Annotated in this window: 13 protein-coding genes; 5 read left to right on the top strand and 8 right to left on the bottom strand. The window is 33.6% G+C overall.

The genetic code is table 11. The features are described 5' to 3' along the window. Nucleotides 1-10 precede the first annotated feature (10 nt). The 4 genes from IPP32_14565 (at nt 11) to IPP32_14550 (ending at nt 9,336) form a co-directional block, all read left to right on the top strand. Nucleotides 11-1,147 (top strand): right-handed parallel beta-helix repeat-containing protein, encoded by a 1,137-nt coding sequence (locus IPP32_14565; GenBank protein MBL0049306.1) that lies wholly within the window; start codon nt 11-13, stop codon nt 1,145-1,147. Between the two features lie 24 nt (nt 1,148-1,171). Further along, nucleotides 1,172-4,399, top strand: coding sequence for a T9SS type A sorting domain-containing protein (locus tag IPP32_14560; GenBank protein MBL0049305.1), 3,228 nt, complete (start codon nt 1,172-1,174; stop codon nt 4,397-4,399). A 433-nt stretch (nt 4,400-4,832) separates the two neighbouring features. Beyond that, on the top strand, nt 4,833-8,990 hold the full coding sequence (locus IPP32_14555) for a hypothetical protein (protein MBL0049304.1): 4,158 nt from the start codon (nt 4,833-4,835) through the stop codon (nt 8,988-8,990). Continuing rightward, nucleotides 8,986-9,336, top strand: a complete 351-nt coding sequence (locus IPP32_14550; GenBank protein ID MBL0049303.1) for a CHAT domain-containing protein — start codon at nt 8,986-8,988, stop codon at nt 9,334-9,336. The genes IPP32_14555 and IPP32_14550 overlap by 5 nt, the downstream gene beginning before the upstream one ends. A gap of 35 nt (nt 9,337-9,371) precedes the next feature. Here IPP32_14550 and IPP32_14545 read toward each other — a convergent pair whose 3' ends face one another. Beyond that, on the bottom strand, nt 9,372-10,976 hold the full coding sequence (locus IPP32_14545) for a recombinase family protein (protein MBL0049302.1): 1,605 nt from the start codon (nt 10,974-10,976) through the stop codon (nt 9,372-9,374). Nucleotides 10,977-11,227: 251 nt separating this feature from the next. Next, entirely contained in the window at nt 11,228-12,136 is a 909-nt protein-coding gene (locus IPP32_14540) for a hypothetical protein (protein ID MBL0049301.1), read from the bottom strand. A gap of 91 nt (nt 12,137-12,227) precedes the next feature. Between IPP32_14540 and IPP32_14535 the strand changes: the two genes are divergently transcribed. After that, the gene (locus tag IPP32_14535; GenBank protein ID MBL0049300.1) at nt 12,228-13,337 is read left to right on the top strand and encodes a hypothetical protein; all 1,110 of its coding nucleotides are present in this window, start codon (nt 12,228-12,230) and stop codon (nt 13,335-13,337) included. Nucleotides 13,338-13,472: 135 nt separating this feature from the next. On the opposite strand, the gene IPP32_14530 is transcribed toward IPP32_14535, so the two are convergent. The 6 genes from IPP32_14530 to IPP32_14505 all read right to left on the bottom strand — a co-directional run bounded on the left by IPP32_14530 (nt 13,473) and on the right by IPP32_14505 (nt 20,785). Continuing rightward, entirely contained in the window at nt 13,473-14,597 is a 1,125-nt protein-coding gene (locus IPP32_14530; protein ID MBL0049299.1) for a hypothetical protein, read from the bottom strand. 64 nt (nt 14,598-14,661) lie between these two features. After that, nucleotides 14,662-17,628 (bottom strand): HsdR family type I site-specific deoxyribonuclease, encoded by a 2,967-nt coding sequence (locus IPP32_14525; protein ID MBL0049298.1) that lies wholly within the window; start codon nt 17,626-17,628, stop codon nt 14,662-14,664. Nucleotide 17,629: 1 nt separating this feature from the next. After that, nucleotides 17,630-18,316 carry a hypothetical protein gene (locus IPP32_14520; GenBank protein ID MBL0049297.1) on the bottom strand — a complete coding sequence of 229 codons (687 nt, stop codon included), beginning with the start codon at nt 18,314-18,316 and terminating at the stop codon, nt 17,630-17,632. Nucleotides 18,317-18,324: 8 nt separating this feature from the next. After that, nucleotides 18,325-18,879, bottom strand: a complete 555-nt coding sequence (locus tag IPP32_14515; protein MBL0049296.1) for a hypothetical protein — start codon at nt 18,877-18,879, stop codon at nt 18,325-18,327. 164 nt (nt 18,880-19,043) lie between these two features. Further along, nucleotides 19,044-19,610 (bottom strand): hypothetical protein, encoded by a 567-nt coding sequence (locus tag IPP32_14510; GenBank protein MBL0049295.1) that lies wholly within the window; start codon nt 19,608-19,610, stop codon nt 19,044-19,046. Nucleotides 19,611-19,612: 2 nt separating this feature from the next. Next, complete coding sequence (locus IPP32_14505) at nt 19,613-20,785, bottom strand: restriction endonuclease subunit S (GenBank protein ID MBL0049294.1); 1,173 nt, start codon at nt 20,783-20,785, stop codon at nt 19,613-19,615. Nucleotides 20,786-20,792 lie beyond the last annotated feature (7 nt).

Raw genomic sequence — 20,792 nt, 5'->3', positions numbered from 1 at the left:
TTAAAACCTCATGAAAGCAACAATCTTAATCCTTGTATTATTTTTTCCTGCATCAATGGCTCAGGCTACAGTCTTAACATTGAGTGATGCCGCAAACAGTCCAGGACAATATACAGACTTAAATAACGCGATAGCGGCAGCATCCAGTGGAGATACCTTATATATGCATGGTTCTCCAATTGACTATACAACTGTTGCAGTGACTTTAAATAAGCCATTAACCATAATTGGTGCTGGAGGCTTGCCGAATAAGAACTTTTCCTTTCCAACGAAGTTAAGCGCTTTAATCTTAGGCACAAGTGGGATTGGAGGAACTACGGCATCTGGAACTAAAATAATTGGTTGTGAAATAACGGCTTTAACTCTTAATGCCGGTAATTATTCCACAATTCCAGGTATTAGTGACGTAACTATCACAAGATGCAAGATTACCAATATTTACTTTAATCAGGGAGCGACAACGTCTGCACTTGCTCATAATAACATATTGTTTTACAACAATGTAATTTATAATATAACGGGTTCGGGAGGGAATGGTAAAATTAGAAATTGTGTTTTTAAAAACAATATACTTTGGTGGGTTACCGGATTGGGCGATGAGTTTTTGGGTTCATGGATATTATCTAATAATGTTATACTTTATGGGGTTACTAATAATAGAAGCGCAGTCATTTCAAATAATATTTTTTACAATACTCTTTCAACCTCCTGTCTTGCTTCTAATAATTACTGCAGCGTATCAAATAATAGTATTGTAAGTACTGCTCATGCTTATACCGCTGCCGATATTATTTATGGTACAAATACAGGTGGTAATAACCTATTAAATCAGGACCCATTATTTGTTAGTTATACAACAACAACTACAGTACTTTATAATTACTCTCAAACGCAACCCTCGGCAGCCCCTTTTACAAATTTTAATTTGCAGCCGAGTTCGCTATGTTTATTATTTGGTACAGACGGAACCGATATTGGTATATATGGGGGAAGTTCGCCTTTTGTTGAAGGTTATCCTGACAATACTCGCTATCGTTACTTTCCAATGCCAGCCATACCCCAAATGTTAGACATGAATATTATGAATGCCACTATAGTGCCGGCAGGGACTTTAAATGTAAATTTTAAGGCTCGTAAGCAAGACTAATTTTAACAAACTAAAATATTCATTATGAAAAAAATCATAATAGTGCTTTGTCTGTTATTATATGGGCTGGGTTTGCAGGCGCAAACGCTTACTAAAGGTGAATATTTTTTTGATACAGCACCTGCAATAGGTAGTGGTACTTCATTTAGTTTTACAGCAGCAGATACTGTAACACAGACAATAAATGTTTCCATATCTTCTTTATCTTTAGGTTTCCATACTATGTATGTTCGTGTAATGAACTCTGTTGGACTATGGAGTCATTTTGAAGGAAGATTGTTTTATATTATTCCACCGTTAACCGCATCCTCCTCGCAACCAGCAATTTCATCGTGTGAGTGGTTTGTGGATACCGACCCGGGATTTGGCAATGGAACATCCATTGCATTTTCGTCAAGTGACACAGTAAATCAGGCAGTAAATTTGAGTATGGGAAGTTTATCATCTGGCTTCCATTATATGTTTATTAGAGTAAAAAATGCGATTGGTATATGGAGCACTTTTGAAGGGAGGTTATTTTATGTAATACCTCCACTAAACTCACAATCACAACCGAAGCTTTCAAGTGGTGAGTGGTTTATTGATTCTGACCCAGGTATAGGAAATGCAACTACTTTTAGTTTTACACAGGCTGATACTGTAAATACAATTGTAAATTTAAATACAGATTCTTTGCCGCTTGGTACTCATCGTTTATACATTAGAGTAAAAAATACTGCAGGGCATTGGGGAGATTATTTAGACAGAACCTTTAATGTTTGCACAATAGCTGGTGCATTGGCTGATTTTAATTATGTTCAAGATAATCGAGATTTAAACTTTTCTAGCACCTCACAAAATGTAACACGGTATCATTGGAATTTTGGTAATGGAGATACAAGCAATATTGCGAATCCGTTTCATTCTTATGTTATAGCAGGTATTTTTAATACATGCTTAACTGTGTTTAATGTTTGCACTCCTTCAGGAAATACCTTATGTGAAACAATTGATATTACGGGATTAAACTCTATTTCACCTAACATCGGAGGGAATGCAGGAGCCGTTACAGTTGAAATAAAAGGAGGTGGTTTTTTTACTGGTACTAAATTTAAATTAAAAAAAATAGGTGAAGCAGATATTGAAGGGGATACTTTATTATTATTGAGTCATACTTTAATGCGAACCACACTCAATTTAACAGGTGTTGCAACAGGATATTGGGATGTTGAAGTAATTACGCCTACAGATACATTGATACTACCACAAGGATTTGAGGTTATTTCTTCACCCAATGATTCTGCTATGGCTATATCAATTGTGGGAAATACTAGGATTTTGCGTTTCGGTTTTAGTCAAAAATATACATTGATTTGCCAAAACAAAACATATAATGATTTTGCGGCTGTTCCTATTTTTATTACAGGTTTGCCACCCGGTTCAAAAATTAAATTTGTGAATCCCGAATATTCTCTTGATAATATTCCGGCAATTGATTCACTCAATATAATTTGGGATAGCATCCCTACTACATTTTTGGATTCAACAACGATGAGAAGCTTTACGGCAATCTTAATACCCCGGATAATAGCAAGAAGTTCGGAAACAATTCAATTTACTATTTTACCTCCTACCACCACACCGCTTGGTTCGCACTATACTATTGAAGTTTTTGCTGATAAGCCGTTGCTGGCATCTACATCTTTACTACATAGAACCACTTCAGGTAACAACCTTACAGATTGTTATGATGGTATAGTGGATTTTGTTTCTAATAGAGTTATAGATTTTTTAGATTTAGATGATTGGAATCAATGTGCTACAGGACTTTCTTCTATATTTCACCAATGGGTAGGTATAAGTTCTAAAGAGGCGACAGAAACAGCAGCAGGGCTGAAAGGAATAATTAATTTAACCGAAGAGGTACATAGCGGATTAGAGTTAATTCGTAGTTGTGCCTCAGCTTCATTTGGTACAATTGTGCCTGAAACAAAGCTACTTAAAATAACTAAATCAGTATTAACTTATTGGGAAGAATTTAGCAAAGTTTCTGAAGCAGTTAATATAGGCTTGCAATCAGCATCTACAATATCGAGTTGTATTAAAGCATTTAAGCAAAGATGCAAAAGTATTCAATCGTTTACTGTTGTAAATTCATTTGACCCAAATGAAAAATATGGTCCGGGTTCTGGTAGTAACAATCACTTTTTAAATTTGAATGAACCGTATTTTTATACCATCGGTTTTCAAAATGATACCACAGCTAATGCAGCAGCGCAAACAGTAACAGTAATTGATACGCTTGATAAAACAAAATTTGATGTTTCCACATTTGGTTTTACTTCTGTTACCATTGGAGATACAAGCATTGAGTTTGGGAGTTTACCCAAATCATTTATTCGAGATTTTGATTTCATTGGTACAATGGGAGTGAAGGCTAGAGTAACAGCGCATATTGACACAACTAAAGGAATAATTACTTGGGTATTTAATACCATTGACCCCACAACGAACCAAATTACTGAAAATGTGTTGGATGGTTTTCTACCTCCAGATACAGCCTCTCCCAAAGGACAAGGTTATGTGTCATACACCGTGAAGACAAAGGAGGGACTTCAAACTGGGGATATTATTCTCAATAGAGCAACCATTATTTTTGATTTTAATCCTCCGATTTATACTGGAGTTTGGCAAAACATAGTTGACATTAAAAAACCGCACAGCGAGGTGGGTTCCTTGCTTCCCGTTTCTTCTGTTGATTCGTTTCTTGTTTCCTGGAGCGGAAGTGACACCCTTTCCGGAGTTCGTGATTATTCGGTTTATGTTTCAACAAATGGAGGAATGTACTTGCCATGGTTAGTTGATAACTCTAATACTAGCTCATATTTTCACGGTGCATATGATAGTACCTATGCATTTTATAGTATTGCAGCTGACAGTGCTGGAAATATTGAGGACAAGCCCTTAGTTTATGATGCGATTACTCAAATTGTGTTGGGGTTAGATTATAATCCAACAGCTAAATTGGCAGCATCGCTATATCCCAATCCAAATAATGGTTCATTTAACTTAAAGCTATTTTCAAACAATAATTTGAACTCGATTTTAACTGTTACCAACATTTTGGGAGAAATCTTATTATCTCAAGAGTTTGAAATTAAACAGGGAATTAATAATAGGTCACTAAAATTGAGTGATTTACCTAGTGGGATATTCAACCTAAAAATTAAGAGCAGGGAAGGAGAGTTTAATACTAAGTTCGTGAAGGAGTAAAATATTGAACTACCATTGCAGTGAGTTAGTTAGACATCATAAATTTCTTTAAGAATGCGCTTTAATTTCTTTATGGTCTTCTTTATCTTCCTATTATCTTCTGTGTCAATGTCCGATATAGAATTTATTTTAATTTCTCTTGTGAGGCGGGTTAACTCTTTCTTTAATTCTTTCTTGGTTTTCATAATTTTATGCTCTCTATATTTTAATTTGACTGCCACTAATGAAGAAATTGTATTATTACATTAAATCTTTTCAGTTTTTCCTTTCCTGAATATTTAGTGAACATTCCCTGACCTCCAAATTTTTTCTCAAATTCTAAATAGTCAAAATATTCTTCTTTATCAGTATATCCAGGATTTAGCCAATAATAAATAATTTTAACTACTATGAATTCTTATTGAGTTCATTCTTTAGTTAACAAAACATCGATATGGAAAAGTATAACATTTCAGCAAAACAAATAATTCAGCGAACAATCTCAGGTAATGATGAGGCCAATCCATTTAGCGATAGTTTTAATTTAAAGAGGCTTAACGAACTCTTGACACTAGATTTAGAATATTATTCGAAGACTTATAATATAATCGAAAAAAAAAGTTGTACCGAAATTATTGAAATAATTATTCAGCTAAATAGTTTTTATGAAGAATTAATGTTTCAAATAGAAACTTTGATAATTGAAATAAACTTAGATGAAATTACTTTAATAGAGGAAATATTAGCTATATCTAATTTTGAATATCAAAACTTAGTATCTGAACAAAAGAAAGAAATTCTAGCGAATAATAGCACTCACTTTGACTTGTTCCGTGGTTCAAAGATTAAAAATGTTTTTGGTGAAAGTATAGGTATTCAAGATGCTCTGGATATTAATACCGATGTATGTAATGAACTTATTAATTTGATTTTAAGCATCAAGATAAAACCTGATATACAAGAGGGAAAAATACCAGAAGAAGAATTAATTTCTCTAGTTAGAAAGCTGATGATTACTACTAACTTACTTGTAAATATTAAAACAGCCGTTGAGTTTTACAGAAAGGAATTCGGTGATTTAGAAAAGAGCAATAACACAATAAAATTCAAGAATAATCCAGTTGCTTATAGTGCAATAAAGTCTGTCGGCAAACAACGTGGAGATAATTTAATCTATGAATCTAGCCTATATGCTTCTACAATACCAAAGAAGACTATCAAACTTCCACACACAACAATTGAAAAAGGTAAAATATATGTAACGCTTAATGACAATGGAAAAGAGCATAAACATTCCGATTTGCACCTTTCGGTGCTTTCTGCCTTTTACTTTCACCTCCACTTAAAGCCTTTAAAATTTGCAACTACAATTACTATTACGGAAGTTTTTGACTTTATCGTTGCTCTAAGGCATTTTTTTGTAAGTATTGAAGGGGAATCCATCATAGAAAATGCGGTTAGGACTCAAAATCGTGATGCTATTCCCATAAAAGTGGAAGTAATTGGATTAATCAAGTATTTAGTTTCAGCGACTTCTTTGAATAGAAAAACTATTGAAGTTCTTCTTAATACTGTGAGTCAGACATTGCACGATGAAATTCAATTTTGGAAAAAACCCCTTATAAGGATCAACGGATCATATTATTTTCTTTTTACACCCATTGCTCAAGGACATCTAACATATCAAGTAGATAATATTATTAACAATGTTATTTCGCTTGATAAACAATCCCGTTTTTTTTCGAAGCTTCTAGAAATGGAACTTAACCATGACATTTCAGAAAACTATAAGCTTAAGAAAGTTGATGCTACAATTATTAATAAATTGGGAGTGAAAAGCAATACAGTATTAGTTTATGAAACGATCTCCACATTAATTATCATTGAATCGTGCGTGTTTAATTATTGCATTGATTCAAATGACTATGCAACTGGTTTAAATGAACTTGGTAAAGCTGCAACTGAAGTAAATGAAGTTTGTAGGCTTATTAATGGCAATATTAATAAGTTAACAGATTTGAAAATTGAAAGTATAATTGGAATTGTTGCAACTAATCATACCTCACTAAGTGGTTTAAACATTGAAGGGGTGTTTGTTCTTGATTCTTATCTAATAAAGAACTATATGAAAGTTGGTAAGTTTAAAAAGGGTATGGTCATTTCGGAAGGAGGAAAAAATTCTTCTCAAGAGGTGTCGTATCTAAAATATTACAATTCTGAAAAGGAATTTGCTTCAAATTTTCGAAGTTTTTGCCTCGATCCTCTCCCTATTGTTGAAACTAGAAAATTGATGAAAGCGAAAGAATTTTCTATTGTTCATAATGAAATGGTTCCTCAAATCATGCGCGATGGATACGAATTTATTTCACTAGAGTCTTCAATTTGGTTTTTGGTTAATGAAGCTGAATATTACTTGAAACAACTTTTTTATTTTGAAGAATCGGCTAATGAAACTTTTGTAAAGAAGAAAATGCAGGAACAATTAAATTATATTTTACCTCAGATATTTAGTTTTATTGCAATTGATTCAAGTGATCGAAGTAATAGAATAGACGTTGTAAACATATTTAAAAGGACAGGTACGGTTGGCAGGTCACAGCTAATTTTTGCTTATAATAACTTGGTAAACGAATTAGTAAAGAAAAGGGTTGAAGATGATACAAAGACTGATAACATGTACAACGTTGATCATGAAGTTGCAAGAAAACATTTTTATCAGCTTTTAGATTCTAAGAAGTTTTCTAAATTAAGTTTGGCAAATCCTGAGTTCGCACATAATCTGACAATTGAAGAAATAGAGAATCTAATCGAATACCTGCTCGAATTGCTTTCGAATCTTGAGTTAAAGTATTGTTCAGAACAAGAGTTGGTAAATAATTATCTTTTTTTGTCAGTTTTTATAAACTTATCCAAAAGCAAGAAAAAGTATGAAAAGTATATCACGGCAGGCTGTTTAAATTTTGTTGACTTATTAAACTATAACTACAATTACCAGAAGGCTCGAGATGTTTGTGAAGAGATTTTAGACTTTTCATTTAAAAATGAAAGACCACCTCTACTAGGTTGGAACTGTTTATTTAGATGCTATATTAAGCAGAACAATATTTTTGATGCTTCTTATTATGGTTGCCTTTATATATCATCTCTATCGGCCTCTTCAAATCTTAGCAAATATCAAATTATTGACAGCTTATACAGCAGTATGCTATTCTTTCGAGATTTTGGATTTGTAGAAGTAGCAGAAAATATTTATGCCGCGCTCAAGCCATTGAAGCTTGAAGACTACGATCTCCATAAATTTACTTTGAGTCATTTTAATTCTAAATTAATGAACTCTATTAATGCTATTGATGATACGATAAATGAGGCCAAAAATTTCTTAAACAAAAATATTGATTCGATTATTAAATATGGGCAAAAGGGAGCGCTTCCTTGGTGGGTTTTTATATGCAATCTTAAGGCTCTTCAGTCAAAGCAAATAATTAAAGACATTTCTCAATTTGATGTTTTTTTTCAAAGACTCTCTAAGGAAATTGATAAGAAAACAATGGAGTCATTGGAAAGTATTTTTTTTCCTGTTGATGTTACAACTAAAGCCATATTTCATGACACTTTAGCTAAGGTTTTTGAAACAAGGTATATAGATGACTTTACTTCGGAACTTAATAAACTTGAATTATTAGCCAAAAGCGTAGCAAGTTTATCAATAAATCCATTAGATATTGACAATTTACTACTTGCTGGAATTGTACTAAATGATAATACTCTTACTTTTATTAGTAAGGAACCGAATCCAGAAGGGGCAGCATTTGTATCTGTAGAATACATTGAAAACTTGAGTAAACTAAGAACCTATTCGACAGAGATTATTTCAAAATTAAATTTGAAGCATGGCCAGTTATTTTGCTGGATATTTCAAGTTTTTAACAACGTTTATGCGCTAACAATCTCTGCTGAAAAAAAAATCCAAATTAATCGGTTAACCGGATGGAAAATGCAAGAAATGGATTCATGGTTAAACAACATTTCAAAATTCTATTTTGATGATAAAGGAGATTTCTCGATAAATATCCAAGAACAAGAATATTGCAAATTACTAAGTGAATTATCATTTGCCCGTTTGGATTTTAATGAACCTTTTGAAGAATTACTGATTTCTACAAGCCTATCCATTGCGTCATTTCCTCATAACCTGTTGCAGTGCTCAAATAATATCCAAAGGAATATTGGGTTTCACGAAGAATTAATAAAGGAACTTATTCAGAAAAGCGGTTACGATTTTCTTGCCTTTCACCTACCAATAGCAAATGTTGTATCTTTAGAATGGTATATAAAAAATGGTCTAGACTGTGAAATGAAGGTAAGTGAGCTTACTTTAGAGGCTTGGATACCTATAGTAGATGAAGACATTGTTATTGCAATGAGTCACGAAAGGCTAAAACCTGTAATTGAAAAGTATAATGGTAAAATTTATGAGAATGTGTTGCCCGATAAACCTTTGTCGTCAAACATTAATGTTTTTTTAGCTCACGGGGGAAAGGGTACTGAAGGTTTTAGGACAATTTATACCAAGCATTCCGAAGGTCACGCAATAATAAAAAAATGGTATTGAAAGACTTTTCGGTAAAGGAGAAATAGCAATACTTTTTGTCTGCAATTCGGCATCTATCTCACAAGAAATATATGCTCAAAAACTTATTGCTTTCACTCATGAGATTCTCTCATTAGGCTATCGGGCAGTAATAGCACCCGCTTGGAGTTTAAATCCTGTTATATCTGGAAATTGGTTAACAAAATTTATGGAGTCAATTTTTGAAGGTAATATTGTAAGTAAAGCGACACACTTGGCAAATTATTCAGTAGCATTAAAAGGCTATAATGAGCATCATGGGTTCTATGCACCATCTGGCTGGGCTGCAATGCACTTATATGGAAATCCGAACATTGTTTTCAAATAAAGGTCAAGTCTGGATTTTTTAATGAAAGGAGCATTTTACAGAAAGTTCTTTATACCTAGAAGAGCAGACATCTCTTGGCACATTTGGTTCGACATTCGGTCGGTAGACTCCACTAAACCGGACAACTCAAATATTTCAGAGAGTTGTTCGGTTTTTCTTTTCTTGGATGGCTTGTCATTATTGAGATATAGAAGTACGGCTTGATTTAATCTTGGAGTTCGACTTTTCTTTTCGCCAAATATGATTTTTTCAGGGAAAATCGAACTCACTATTTTCTGTTTTCCTTCTAAGTCTGCCTGTTCATATAGGTTGTCGAGGTTTGTAAGTATGGAATGACATTGTTTTATGCGCTCTTTTGTTTCTCTTGAAATTATGTCCAATTCTTTGCTTTCCTTTTCGAGTTGCTCCAATTCTGAAACGTATCTGTTTTTCATTTCAATGTATTCAGCAAATCCAATTTTTTTGTCAGCAAGCATGTCTTGCGTGTTTGCTAAACGGTTTCTAAGCTCTGAAATTCTATCCTTTTTATTTGCCTTATTTTCTTCAATTGGCTTAGAATTTTTCAATTTTTTATTGCATAAGGCAGCGTAGAGATCATCGAAATCTCCTTCAAATTTCATTAACCTTAAAATGTTTTGCACATGGTCGTTTGCTTTTTCGGATGGCATTCTTATGCTGTGACAATGATTGCAATGGTAATAGAAATGCCTTTTTCCTGTTTTACTTTTTGATGCACTACCTGTAATGTGTTCGCCACAGCGAGCACAAATTAATTGACCGCGCAAAGGAAGCTCCACCCTTTTTGAATTAAAATAGGGTTTGTTCTTGCTTTTGTTTTTGGTAATCAAAAAGGATTGAACCTTGCAAAATAAATCTTCCGAAACTATGGCCTCATGCAGCCCTTCAACTAAGGTGGTTTTTTCTTCTCCTTCTTCAGGCACCTCAATTTTACCCATGTATACAGGGTTTCGCAGTAAGCTTGAAAAAGTTGATTTATTAGTTTTTAACCCATTTAACTTAAGCTTTTGAATAACTTCTACATGTGAAATTCCGTTTAAAACGTCTTCATAAGCCATTCTAATTAAAGGAGCTTTTTCAGGTGATGGCACTATTAACGGCTTATTGTTCTTGTCACGTGTGTTTAGGTAACCAATTGGAGCAATTCTTGACCATCTTCCAGCTTTTAAAGCAGCTCTAACTCCGCCTTTAATTTTAATTGACCTTCTGTCATTGTCAATCTCTGGTAAGCATAAAAAAATTGCAAGCATTGCTTTATTCTCAGGAATAGACATGTCAATGGGTTGTTCAATTGCATGAGAGGTAATACCATAGCTTTCAAGTCTTCTAAGCATGATAAGCGAATCAGTGATATTTCTTGAGAAGCGATCCCATGTAGTAAACAAAAGAGTATCAACTTTACCTTTGTTCTTATTTAGGAAAGTTAAGAATTTCTTAAATTCAGGTCTGTTGAAATCCTTTGCAGAATGGTCTTCACGGAAAGTATAAACGATTTCAATATTATGGCGTTCACAATGTTTTCGCAAGGCTTCATCTTGAAGATCCAATGAATATCCTTTAACTTGTTCATCACTGCTCACCCTGCACATTAGTGCAGCCCGTTTTAGTTTTGTTACCATCATAATAATAGGTATTAATTGCAACCTCTGCAAGCGTGTCTAGCATCTTGCATAATTCCATTATTTCATCATCCTTAAGCTTCTGGTAATCTTCACTTAGTAGTTTTCTGCATTCATTGATTGATAGCATGCTGATTTTAAGACATGCTTGGCCTCTTGTTTATTCAATAAGGAAGCCCATAAAAAATTGTGTCCGACACTAACGATACACGTATTCATTTCCTGTCATTTATAGTGCTTAACAGTAGCGTATTCTATAATTTATGTTTTGTTGCCTTAGAAGAGTATACAATATTTCCCCCTTCCGTATCAATTTCAATTTTTTCATAACCCCCTTTAAATAAAATGTCGGAAATTCTTGCTTCCCCGCTTAATTTTACCCTACTCTTTGCTTCGAGAACAAAGGGTTTATTATTCTTAAAATGGATAGTTATTTTATCGTATTTCCCTTTTCGTAAATGTTCTAAAACAGTTGTTTCTACCGAATTTAAAATCGCATATTTCTTAACAAATTCAAACTTTGTGCTATCGCCTAGAAATTTAATAATAAGTTTTAGCAATGGTAATCTGATGTGTGTATTCTCTTTTATGTAATTTAATTCTTCTGGCTTATTCCAATCTGCAAGTTCAGAGACCAACTTGGTTTCGCCATTCGCAAAAAGTACTAAATCAATACCTGACCTGTTTATTAACATTAAGTGAATAGCGAATTCTAAATAGGATATTCTTGTATCATGAATAAACTTTAAAATTTCAGGTGTTGGTTTTATTATACCAACTGGAATTTCGCTTTTAGCAGCTTTTGATAACGTTATTCTGATGAATTCTATTATTTCTTCGGTCGTGTTTACATTAAAAATTTTAGGTAACGGCATTTTTGTTAGCAGAATTTCTTTTGCTTTTTTGATTTTAGGAATAGCATAACCTAGGGTTCGTAATTCCAAAATAATTTTAATCCACACATATTCTATAAAGTTTAATTTATGGTTTTCATCTTCCTTTCTTTCTTCGTCTGTTGTAATACCTTTCACCGACCAATATTGAAGTACCCTAGCAGAAACTCCTAAATCCTTTAGTGTAAATTCTTTCGAAAATATTTTTTGGTTTAAATTGTGAAAAACTCTTTCCTTAATATCATCGAGTTTAAATTTTGATTCATCCATGTTGACTGTATGTGAGTAATAAGTTAGTGCAAATATATAACATTAAAGTAATAAAACGTATATTTGAATAATTATTTTAATGAAAATCAAAATGGAAATACAAGAACAAGCCTATGCTTTGCACCTTCAAGGACTAAGTTATGGAGAAATTGCAACTCGATTAGGAATAGGAAAAACAACTGGATATACATATGTGAAGGAGCAAAAGCTTTTAAAAGGAATAGCAGCTAATAGCACCGTTCCGAACAGTTCGGAACAGACATTCAGCAAGCGTTCGGAACGATTGGCGAACGATGAGAATGAAGCAAATAAGAGCAATCCAATTTCTAGGGCGAAACCGGAGATACCTTCTGACAATATGAAAAAAGTCAGTAAGGAATTTAGCGGGGATGACTTGGTAAAAAAAAAATTTGATAGCCTTAAATTTGAAGGTAAGTTTTTAGAATTGATAGGTAAACCCGAAAAGCATTTTTCTGCAATCATCTGGGGCTTACCCAAAGGTGGAAAAAGCAATTTTGCTATCCGTTTTGCTGATTACCTTGAAGAATATTTTGGCAGAGTTGTCTACATCGCAGCGGAGGAAGGGGAGAGCGTTACACTTCAACAAAAAATTAAAGATATAGGTGGAAGTAAAATGACTATACTAGAAACTAGAGATAAGGATGAAATAAAAATCTATTTAAAGACGAAACAAGTTGATTTTGTGTTTATTGACAGCATTAATGTAGCTGGAATTGAGAGCGAGTTTTTAGAACTATTAAAAAATGAAAACCCAAGCAAATCTTTCGTGGCCATAACACAAGCAACAAAATCAGGTAATTTTAAAGGTGACCAGTCTTTAACTCACAATTGCGATTTTATTATTAAGGTTATTGAAGGGGTAGCCTATCATGAAGGCAGATTTGGTGCAGCTTCAGAAGTCAAAATTTTTGAAGAACCTCTTTATCAAAAAAACACAAATAAGGTTGAGGAATTTAAGTTTGAATTCGCTGGATTTAAAAAAATTACAGCTGCCCCAAAGGTTATATTGAAACCACTGGAAGAAATGTTTCCGACAAAGCCCAAATCTATAAATTCTATTCCTAAAAAAGCTATAGTCAATCAACCGCAAATTAATATAAATGCGAAGGGGTTAGTTGTTGGTACTGGAATATTATTGGCTGGTGCTTTGATTTATGATTGGCTAAATGACAAAAAGTAAATCAAGGAATTCACTATTATCATTGTGCTTTATCTAAGATTAAGCATCTTTTATAATTAGTATAGGCAGGCTTTTAGATTTAATTCTAATCAACAATATTCCATATCTACATTATTAATTAAAGCAAATTGGGTATTAGAAATCTTCACGAACAGCAACCCATAAATCAAAAGTCGCAAAATCTTCAATATTTGTTGTTTCTAATATTTTTTTTAGCACATCCCTTGTCAATTCATACTTCTTGCCTGGTGAAATTCCTCTTGGAATTGTGAGTCCAAATTTTTTTATCACATCAACAAATTTATCATTGTGAACATAGTACTTTTTAGGATTATGTAAGGTTAATAGCTTTGAAATAAATCCAATTTTTATTCCTGGCATTGAGTATTTTCCAATAAGTGCTTCGTTTATTCTTTGGTCAATTGGTATGTTATCATCACAAATATACTTTAGAAGACTTGTGAATTTTAGCTTGTTTTTAAGTATTTGTCTCTTCATCACAATTGCCTGTAAACTTCCGAGAGCTCCCCTGCAAAATCCCTTCTTTGTGAAAAATGTATCAAAATCAAATCTTGTAAACCTGCTATAGTCAATGTCAACTTTTAAACCCTTAATATCATTTTTTCGATATTCTTTGTGTTCTAAATACTTTTTAGATTTACGATAAATTTTCAATTTTGAGATTAAGGATTTCGCATTTTTCATTTCAGCCTGTTGGCCTTCCTTAACCTTTTGCTTTATTTTAAGTAAATCACTTTCATCTTGCCTTTGCCTTAGCATTCGCTTATCGTATTTAGGCTTGTATACTTTAATAAATTCTAGTGTGATATTCTCTGAATTTGGAATTAGCTCTTTTTCAAACCACTTGATAAGCTCAATGCAAATCTTTCTGTCATTTGTTTGAATCGACATTTCTCTGTTTTCAACATAGCCGCCATTTGTAGCATTGGCAGATCCAACAAAAGCTGTTAACCTACCTTTTCGTTCAATAACGTACACTTTTGGATGAAAAAATTTATCAGTTGATATTTTAGCCTCACCTCTAGATTCAATGCAATGCTTTAAAAGTTTCAAGAGTGCTTTAGGATCCGAAGGCAAATTGATACCAACAATAAAGTTAATTCGGCAATTAGCAGGAATGGATTTTAAGATTAAATCAAGGCCTGCTTTATTTAACAAACCGACTGCAACCCAAATTTTTTCTGCATTTTGAAGCTCAGTTTTGAGACCTGTAATTAGCTTTTCGGTTAATTGCATCATTGGCTTTCTTGTTAATCTTTCAACATTTAATTTTCCAATTCATTAATTGAAAATCTTAATATGGTTAATAATACGCTTTAATATAACCATAAGCTCTATCAAAAAGAACCTGGTCTTTATGTAATTGATATTTCAATAGTGCTTGCCTTAGTGATTTTTGTACTTCTCTTTCGCCAGATGTTGTTTTTTGCCAACCCGGAAAACTTACTATTCTAACAATTGCATCGATGTCGGATACAATGCGTTCAACAACTGATGGTGTTTGTTCGGTTTTTAATTCTAAGAATAATTCCGTTAATGCTGCTTTTGGTGATTTTCCTTGCTGCTCAGTTTGCAAGTCTTTTTCTGCTTGAACTGTATCTTTAGCTATTTTACAAAGCTCTTTAACAAATTCAATTGATGTTATTAATCCTTTCTCCGCCTTATCACGCAATTCTTCCAACAGTTCACTTAGCTTTTTGAATGTAGGGTTATCTCCAAATTTCTTAAACCGATTAATCAGAATTTTTGTTAGTTTCTTTGCGTTTTTCGAATCTGGATTATTGAAAATATCCTCAATCACATCTGCATCTAAAATAAACTCATCAAGGTTGTGTAATTCACCTACATGAATATTATCATGAATCAATTTTGTAGTTTGTGCGCCCAGCGTCATCCACAATAATTTTCCAATATTATCTATTGGGGGTCTTACAGACTCATATACTTGCGATAACCATTTGTAATCCGTTTGGTATAAATTCAAAATGTTATCAGGTGATAAAGACTCCCATAGCTTACTTAAAAATTTGAAATCCTTAGCGAAGGCATCTTTTTGTTCATCTGTTTTGATGGCATTTTGTGCTGCTTCTAACCCTTCAAACCCTATTAAACTTCTATCTACTCCTTCAAAATGAAATAAACTATCCTTAATTGCTTGCGGCAGTTGACCACGTAGTTCAGATAAGTTTGTAATAATTTCTTTTACTGATTTTTCATCAAATTCTAATGCTTTCGCAGCGTCATCAAATACACCAAAATAATCTACAATACGACCGAATGTTTTACTTGGGAATAAACGATTGGTGCGGCAAATGGCTTGCAATAAAGTATGATCCTTTATGGATTTATCTAAATACATGGTTTGCAAAATAGGAGAATCAAAACCAGTAAGTAATTTTGCTGTGACTATAAGAAATTGCAAATCAGAAATTGGGTCATTAAACTCATCAACAATTCGTTCTTGTTGTGATTTGTCAATACCCCATTTTTGCTTGAATTCAAGCTTATCATTTGCAGTTGTAGAAATTACTACTTTACTTGCTTCAACACTAAAATATTTATCTAACTCTTCTTTGTATTGAACACAAGCATAACGATCTGGAGTTACAATCATGGCTTTAAAGCCTTGCGGACTTACCTTTTCCTTGAAATGAGTAGCAATATCACTTACTATTTTTGCAACTCTTTCAGGAGATTTTAAAAAGGCGGCCATTTTTGCAGACTTCTTATTTAAGGCATCGGCCTCCTCATCAGACAAAGCAGCATCTTCTTTAAATTCAGCGAAGAGTTTATCTATAGTATCTTTATCAACATGAACGTCCAACAAGCGTGGTTCGAAATGCAATGGCAAAGTAGCTCCATCTCGAATGGAATCTTGAAAGGTATAACGAGACAAATAACCGCCTTCATCTTCTTCAGAACCGAAAGCCCAAAAAGTATTTTTATCAGCTTTATTTACAGGAGTGCCGGTTAATCCAAATAAAAATGCATTTGGCAAGGCTGCTCGCATTTGTCTTCCCAAATCACCTTCCTGCGTTCGGTGAGCTTCATCAACCAATACAATAATATTTACACGCATATTCATGTTGGGTTTTGCATCACGAAATTTATGGATCATCGAAATGATAATTTTACGTGTATCCAGTTCCAACATTTTTTGTAAATCCTTAATGCTTTCGGTTGCTTCTACATTTGGAATATCAGAAGCATTAAAGGTGCCTGAGATTTGTGTATCTAAATCTGTGCGATCTACCAATACAATAACGGTTGGACTTTTTAATTCTGGTGCTCGCCTTAATTTTTGCGCTGCAAAAACCATAAGTAAAGATTTACCCGAACCTTGAAAATGCCAAATCAAACCTTTTTTAATACGGCCCTCTTTAACTCTTTCAACGATGCGATTTGCACCTTCATATTGCTGAAAACGAGGTATAACTTTACTGCGTTGCTTTTTATTGTTGGTTGTAAATAATGAAAAGTTTTGAAGTATATCAAGCAATCGAGCTGGGCTTAATAGATCACCCATTTCCTTGCCAATTTCACCTAAGCCTAACCTTTGTGCAAGGCTTTCATCATCATCTTCTAATCGCCAAGGAGCCCAAAAATCCAATGGGCAGCGAATACTTCCAAAATACAAAGACTTGCCTTCGGTTGCAAAGGATAAAATATTTGGAACGAATAATTGAGGAATAGTATTTTCATAAACTTCGTGAACCTCATGTGCCCCGTCTAACCAGCTAATACTTGGCCGAATTGGTGTTTTTGCTTCTCCAACCACCACGGGAATGCCATTGATGAATAAAACAATATCAGGTATTTTGGTTTCACGGTGATGAACACGAAATTGATTTGTAATGATGTATCTATTCTGTGAAAGGCTTTCAAAATCAAAAACCCTAATTGGTACATGCCGATTATTTTCACCGAATGGCATTGTTTTGTCTCCACTCAGCCACTTAAAAAATTCCTCGTTGGCTTTGACTAGCCCAATTTGATTTACCGATATTAAAATTGCACGCAGTTTATAAATTACTTCATCAGCCAATTCAGGTTTCGTAGTTATTTCCGGGTTTAAACGAATTAAAGCATCTTTTAATTCTTGCTCGATGAGCACCTCGTTCACCGAACGATTTAAATCAGGAGCTGATTTATATTGCCATTGTGTACCATATTCTACTTTAGCTTCTTTTGCCACATTACTATTCAAATTCACACCACATAGTTGGTGAATGATATAATGTTCAACGCTATTAAGTTCGTTAAATCCCATTTTATAAGCTTAATATTTGACTGATTTTTTCCTTCACAATTGGCGCCCTATCTGCAATAATTAAGGGATGAATATGGGCTGATAAAATTTCTTCGTAATTAGTGTTTTCCTCCAATTTTCGTAATTGAGATTGCAGATAACTTTTAATTTCAGGAATCGTATTTTTTACTTCTACTACAATACTGGTTCTATTGTCTATTATGTAAATAATATCTTCAAAATCATGACTTGTTCTGAAATCTGTTCCTCTGTTATTAAATGCTTCAAATTTTGTGGCTAAATAGCAGGGTGCAGATAATATTTTAATTTCTTCTTCTTTGGCTTTTACTGACCATAAATTATTAAACCCTAACTTATACCATTTGTTGGCTGGTCCTAATGGCCCATCTTCTGCAGGCATAATGTCTACCGGAATATTTTTGAACTTATAACTGCAAATGGCATGACCAAATGGATCGGGATGAAAGCCAAGTAAGGATAATTTTTCTTGTAAGACTGACCAATTACTTAAATTAACCACATTCAATGTCATATCAATATCGGCTGTAGGTCTAATTTCATCAGCTGCCGGATCATCGGTATATAAACTTACTACAGCACCGCCAACAAATACCATTTGTTCTTTTAAATCCTTTAAAGCTTGAGCCACTTCGGCCACTACACCTATATTGATGGTTCTATTTTCCATTTTTACAATTAGTATATTTCATGATTTGAATTAGTGGATTCAGGATTTCCTAAAATTCTTGATTTCAGTTCTTTGATGGCTATTTCCTTTTCTCTTGCTCTTCCAACGCGTATGGCATCTACAAGTGCCAATAGCTCATATAGTTTACCATCTTTTTTAACAGCATCTATTACCGATGGGTACAAGGGTAAAATACTTTGACCTCTTACATCACCTTTGGCCGATGGCCATACATAAGGTTCTTCACTTTTTATATTGGCGTTAAGTGGTGGCGCTGCATGTGCGGTAGCGATACCTCGAACAATGGCACCAGGTTGCTGCGGAAAAATGTAGCGGATACCATATTGTAGTAACTCCATTAAGGCTAGCCTGCTTACTTTTTTAGCTGATGCATCTAAAAGCCCGGCATATTTGGAACGCATTAATGATTTGCTGACTTCTGATTGACTGATGTGTAATGATTCAGCCACGTTACTTTGCAACCATGGGCTATCTCCTAAAGCAATTATCTTTATTAGGATAACTATATCCAGCGGGCTTAAGGTTTGTTGTTGTTCTTTCATTTGCATATTCCATATTCGAATATGCAATAATAATACTTTATTAGTTAATATACAATATTTTAATATTTAATATTCCATATCGGAATATGGAATATTAAATATTATTGCAACCTGAAAATTTGTTTTCAATTGTTACATTAGTAAGTTCGTTGAATCCAATTGTTCTATAAATTATCCAAAATTTGTTGAGCCACGTCTGATATTGACTTTCCAAAAACCTCTTCACAAGTTTTCGGTTTTTGATTCTTTATTTCGCTGTAAAAATGTATTTCGCTTTGGTATTTTGGCCAATATCCCTTTGCTTTTAACTTGAAAACAATTTCAGCCTCAATGTTTTCGAACAGATACTTCATTTCTTTGGTAACCGATGTATTAATATCTTCAAAAACACAAACATAATAATTTACTTCATCCAGAACTCTCCATTTATAACCTGCATATCCATTAATTGATTTACTATTTTTCTCTTCGTTCCACTGCCCGGGTGATAGTCCGATTCTTAATCTGTTTGTAATGGAGTCTTGAGTATATCCAACATAAATTATCGCTGACCCCGATTTAACAATATATATTTTAGGGTGATTGCTAGTGACTGGAAAAGTGAATTTTTTATATACAACATTATTTATCGATTTTTCTTTAATAGTGCGTTGGTTATTACTTGTCTCGAGTTTTAGATGATAATGGATGGACTTAGGTATTTTGCATTTTTTCTTACTAATAAATCCCATATTTAAAATATTTGGTTGATGAGGCTTTTTAGTAAGGACTGAGAAGATGAGATTTTAGATTTAACCTCCAAAATACAATTACCTAGTATTTCCAATTTTTCAACAATTTCTAATTGGGTCTTTAAAATAGGTTTTGGGACTGCTATTTCTTCTAAACTTTTTCGAGCAATCCTTTGTCTTGTAGTCCCTGATGCTAAAAGATTTGCTTTATGTAAAAACTCGAAAGAATTCAATAAATACAATAAATATTTCTTAGAAGAATCATTTGAATTGACTCTTGCAATGCAACAATCAACAGCTGTAATCATTTTTGACCCAATGTCCTCTACAATACAAGCTCTACCTATTGGATCAGGCATCCTCGCAATCAAAACATCCCCTGGTAAAACTTCAAAGCATCTTAATCGTTTAAATGTTTCATGGCTGATATACCTTCTTGATTTATTAATAAATTCGCCAATGCCAATATCTGCTAACTGTAACAATCTGATACCCTCTTCAGATTGATCCTTTGATTCTATCCAATCACCATCTACAAATTTACCAATTGATTTTTCTGCAAATGAAATTAAAGACTTCATTTCATGTTTAGAATTCCAAATGATGTCGGAAGATTTTGCAGATAGGCCTATTTGTAGCTTATCCAACACCCTCTTCTCCTTCTCAATCACTTCATCCATTGCCCAGAGTAATTCAGCCAAACGGGCTTGCTCGGCTTTGGATGGGAGTAGGAATTCGTAATTCGCAAGATCTTTAAATTTTACTCGTGGAGAAAGGCCACCAGCAGAATGTTTAACTGCGTAATCAAAAAACTTATCATTGTTCACGATAAAGGGAAGCAAGACGGATGACAATTCTTTTTTAACTCTGAGCACCGTAATATCACCTGAACAAATTCCATCAAAATCAGCTTGGGCTGCCTTTTTTAAATAAGCCCTTCTCCTTCCAAACAATACATCTCCTTTTCTAAATTTCTTTGAGAATGTAGTACTTTCTTCAATAGTTGCCGATTTTCTTAAATGCAAATCACCTGTATCAATATGCTCCAAACCTACAACATGCTCAATGCCTTCTGCAACAATATCCTTACAAATTTCTTTTGGTTCTGCAACGATATCCCCAAACTTTACAGGTTTCCAGTTAGTTTTATCTATTTTTAAAATTGTATGATTCATTACTGCT

This window comes from Bacteroidota bacterium, assembly GCA_016721765.1.
Classification (GTDB): Bacteria; Bacteroidota; Bacteroidia; order UBA4408; family UBA4408; genus UBA4408.
Note: the sequence above shows the minus strand (reverse complement) of the source record. Positions and strands in the feature narration are given on the sequence as shown.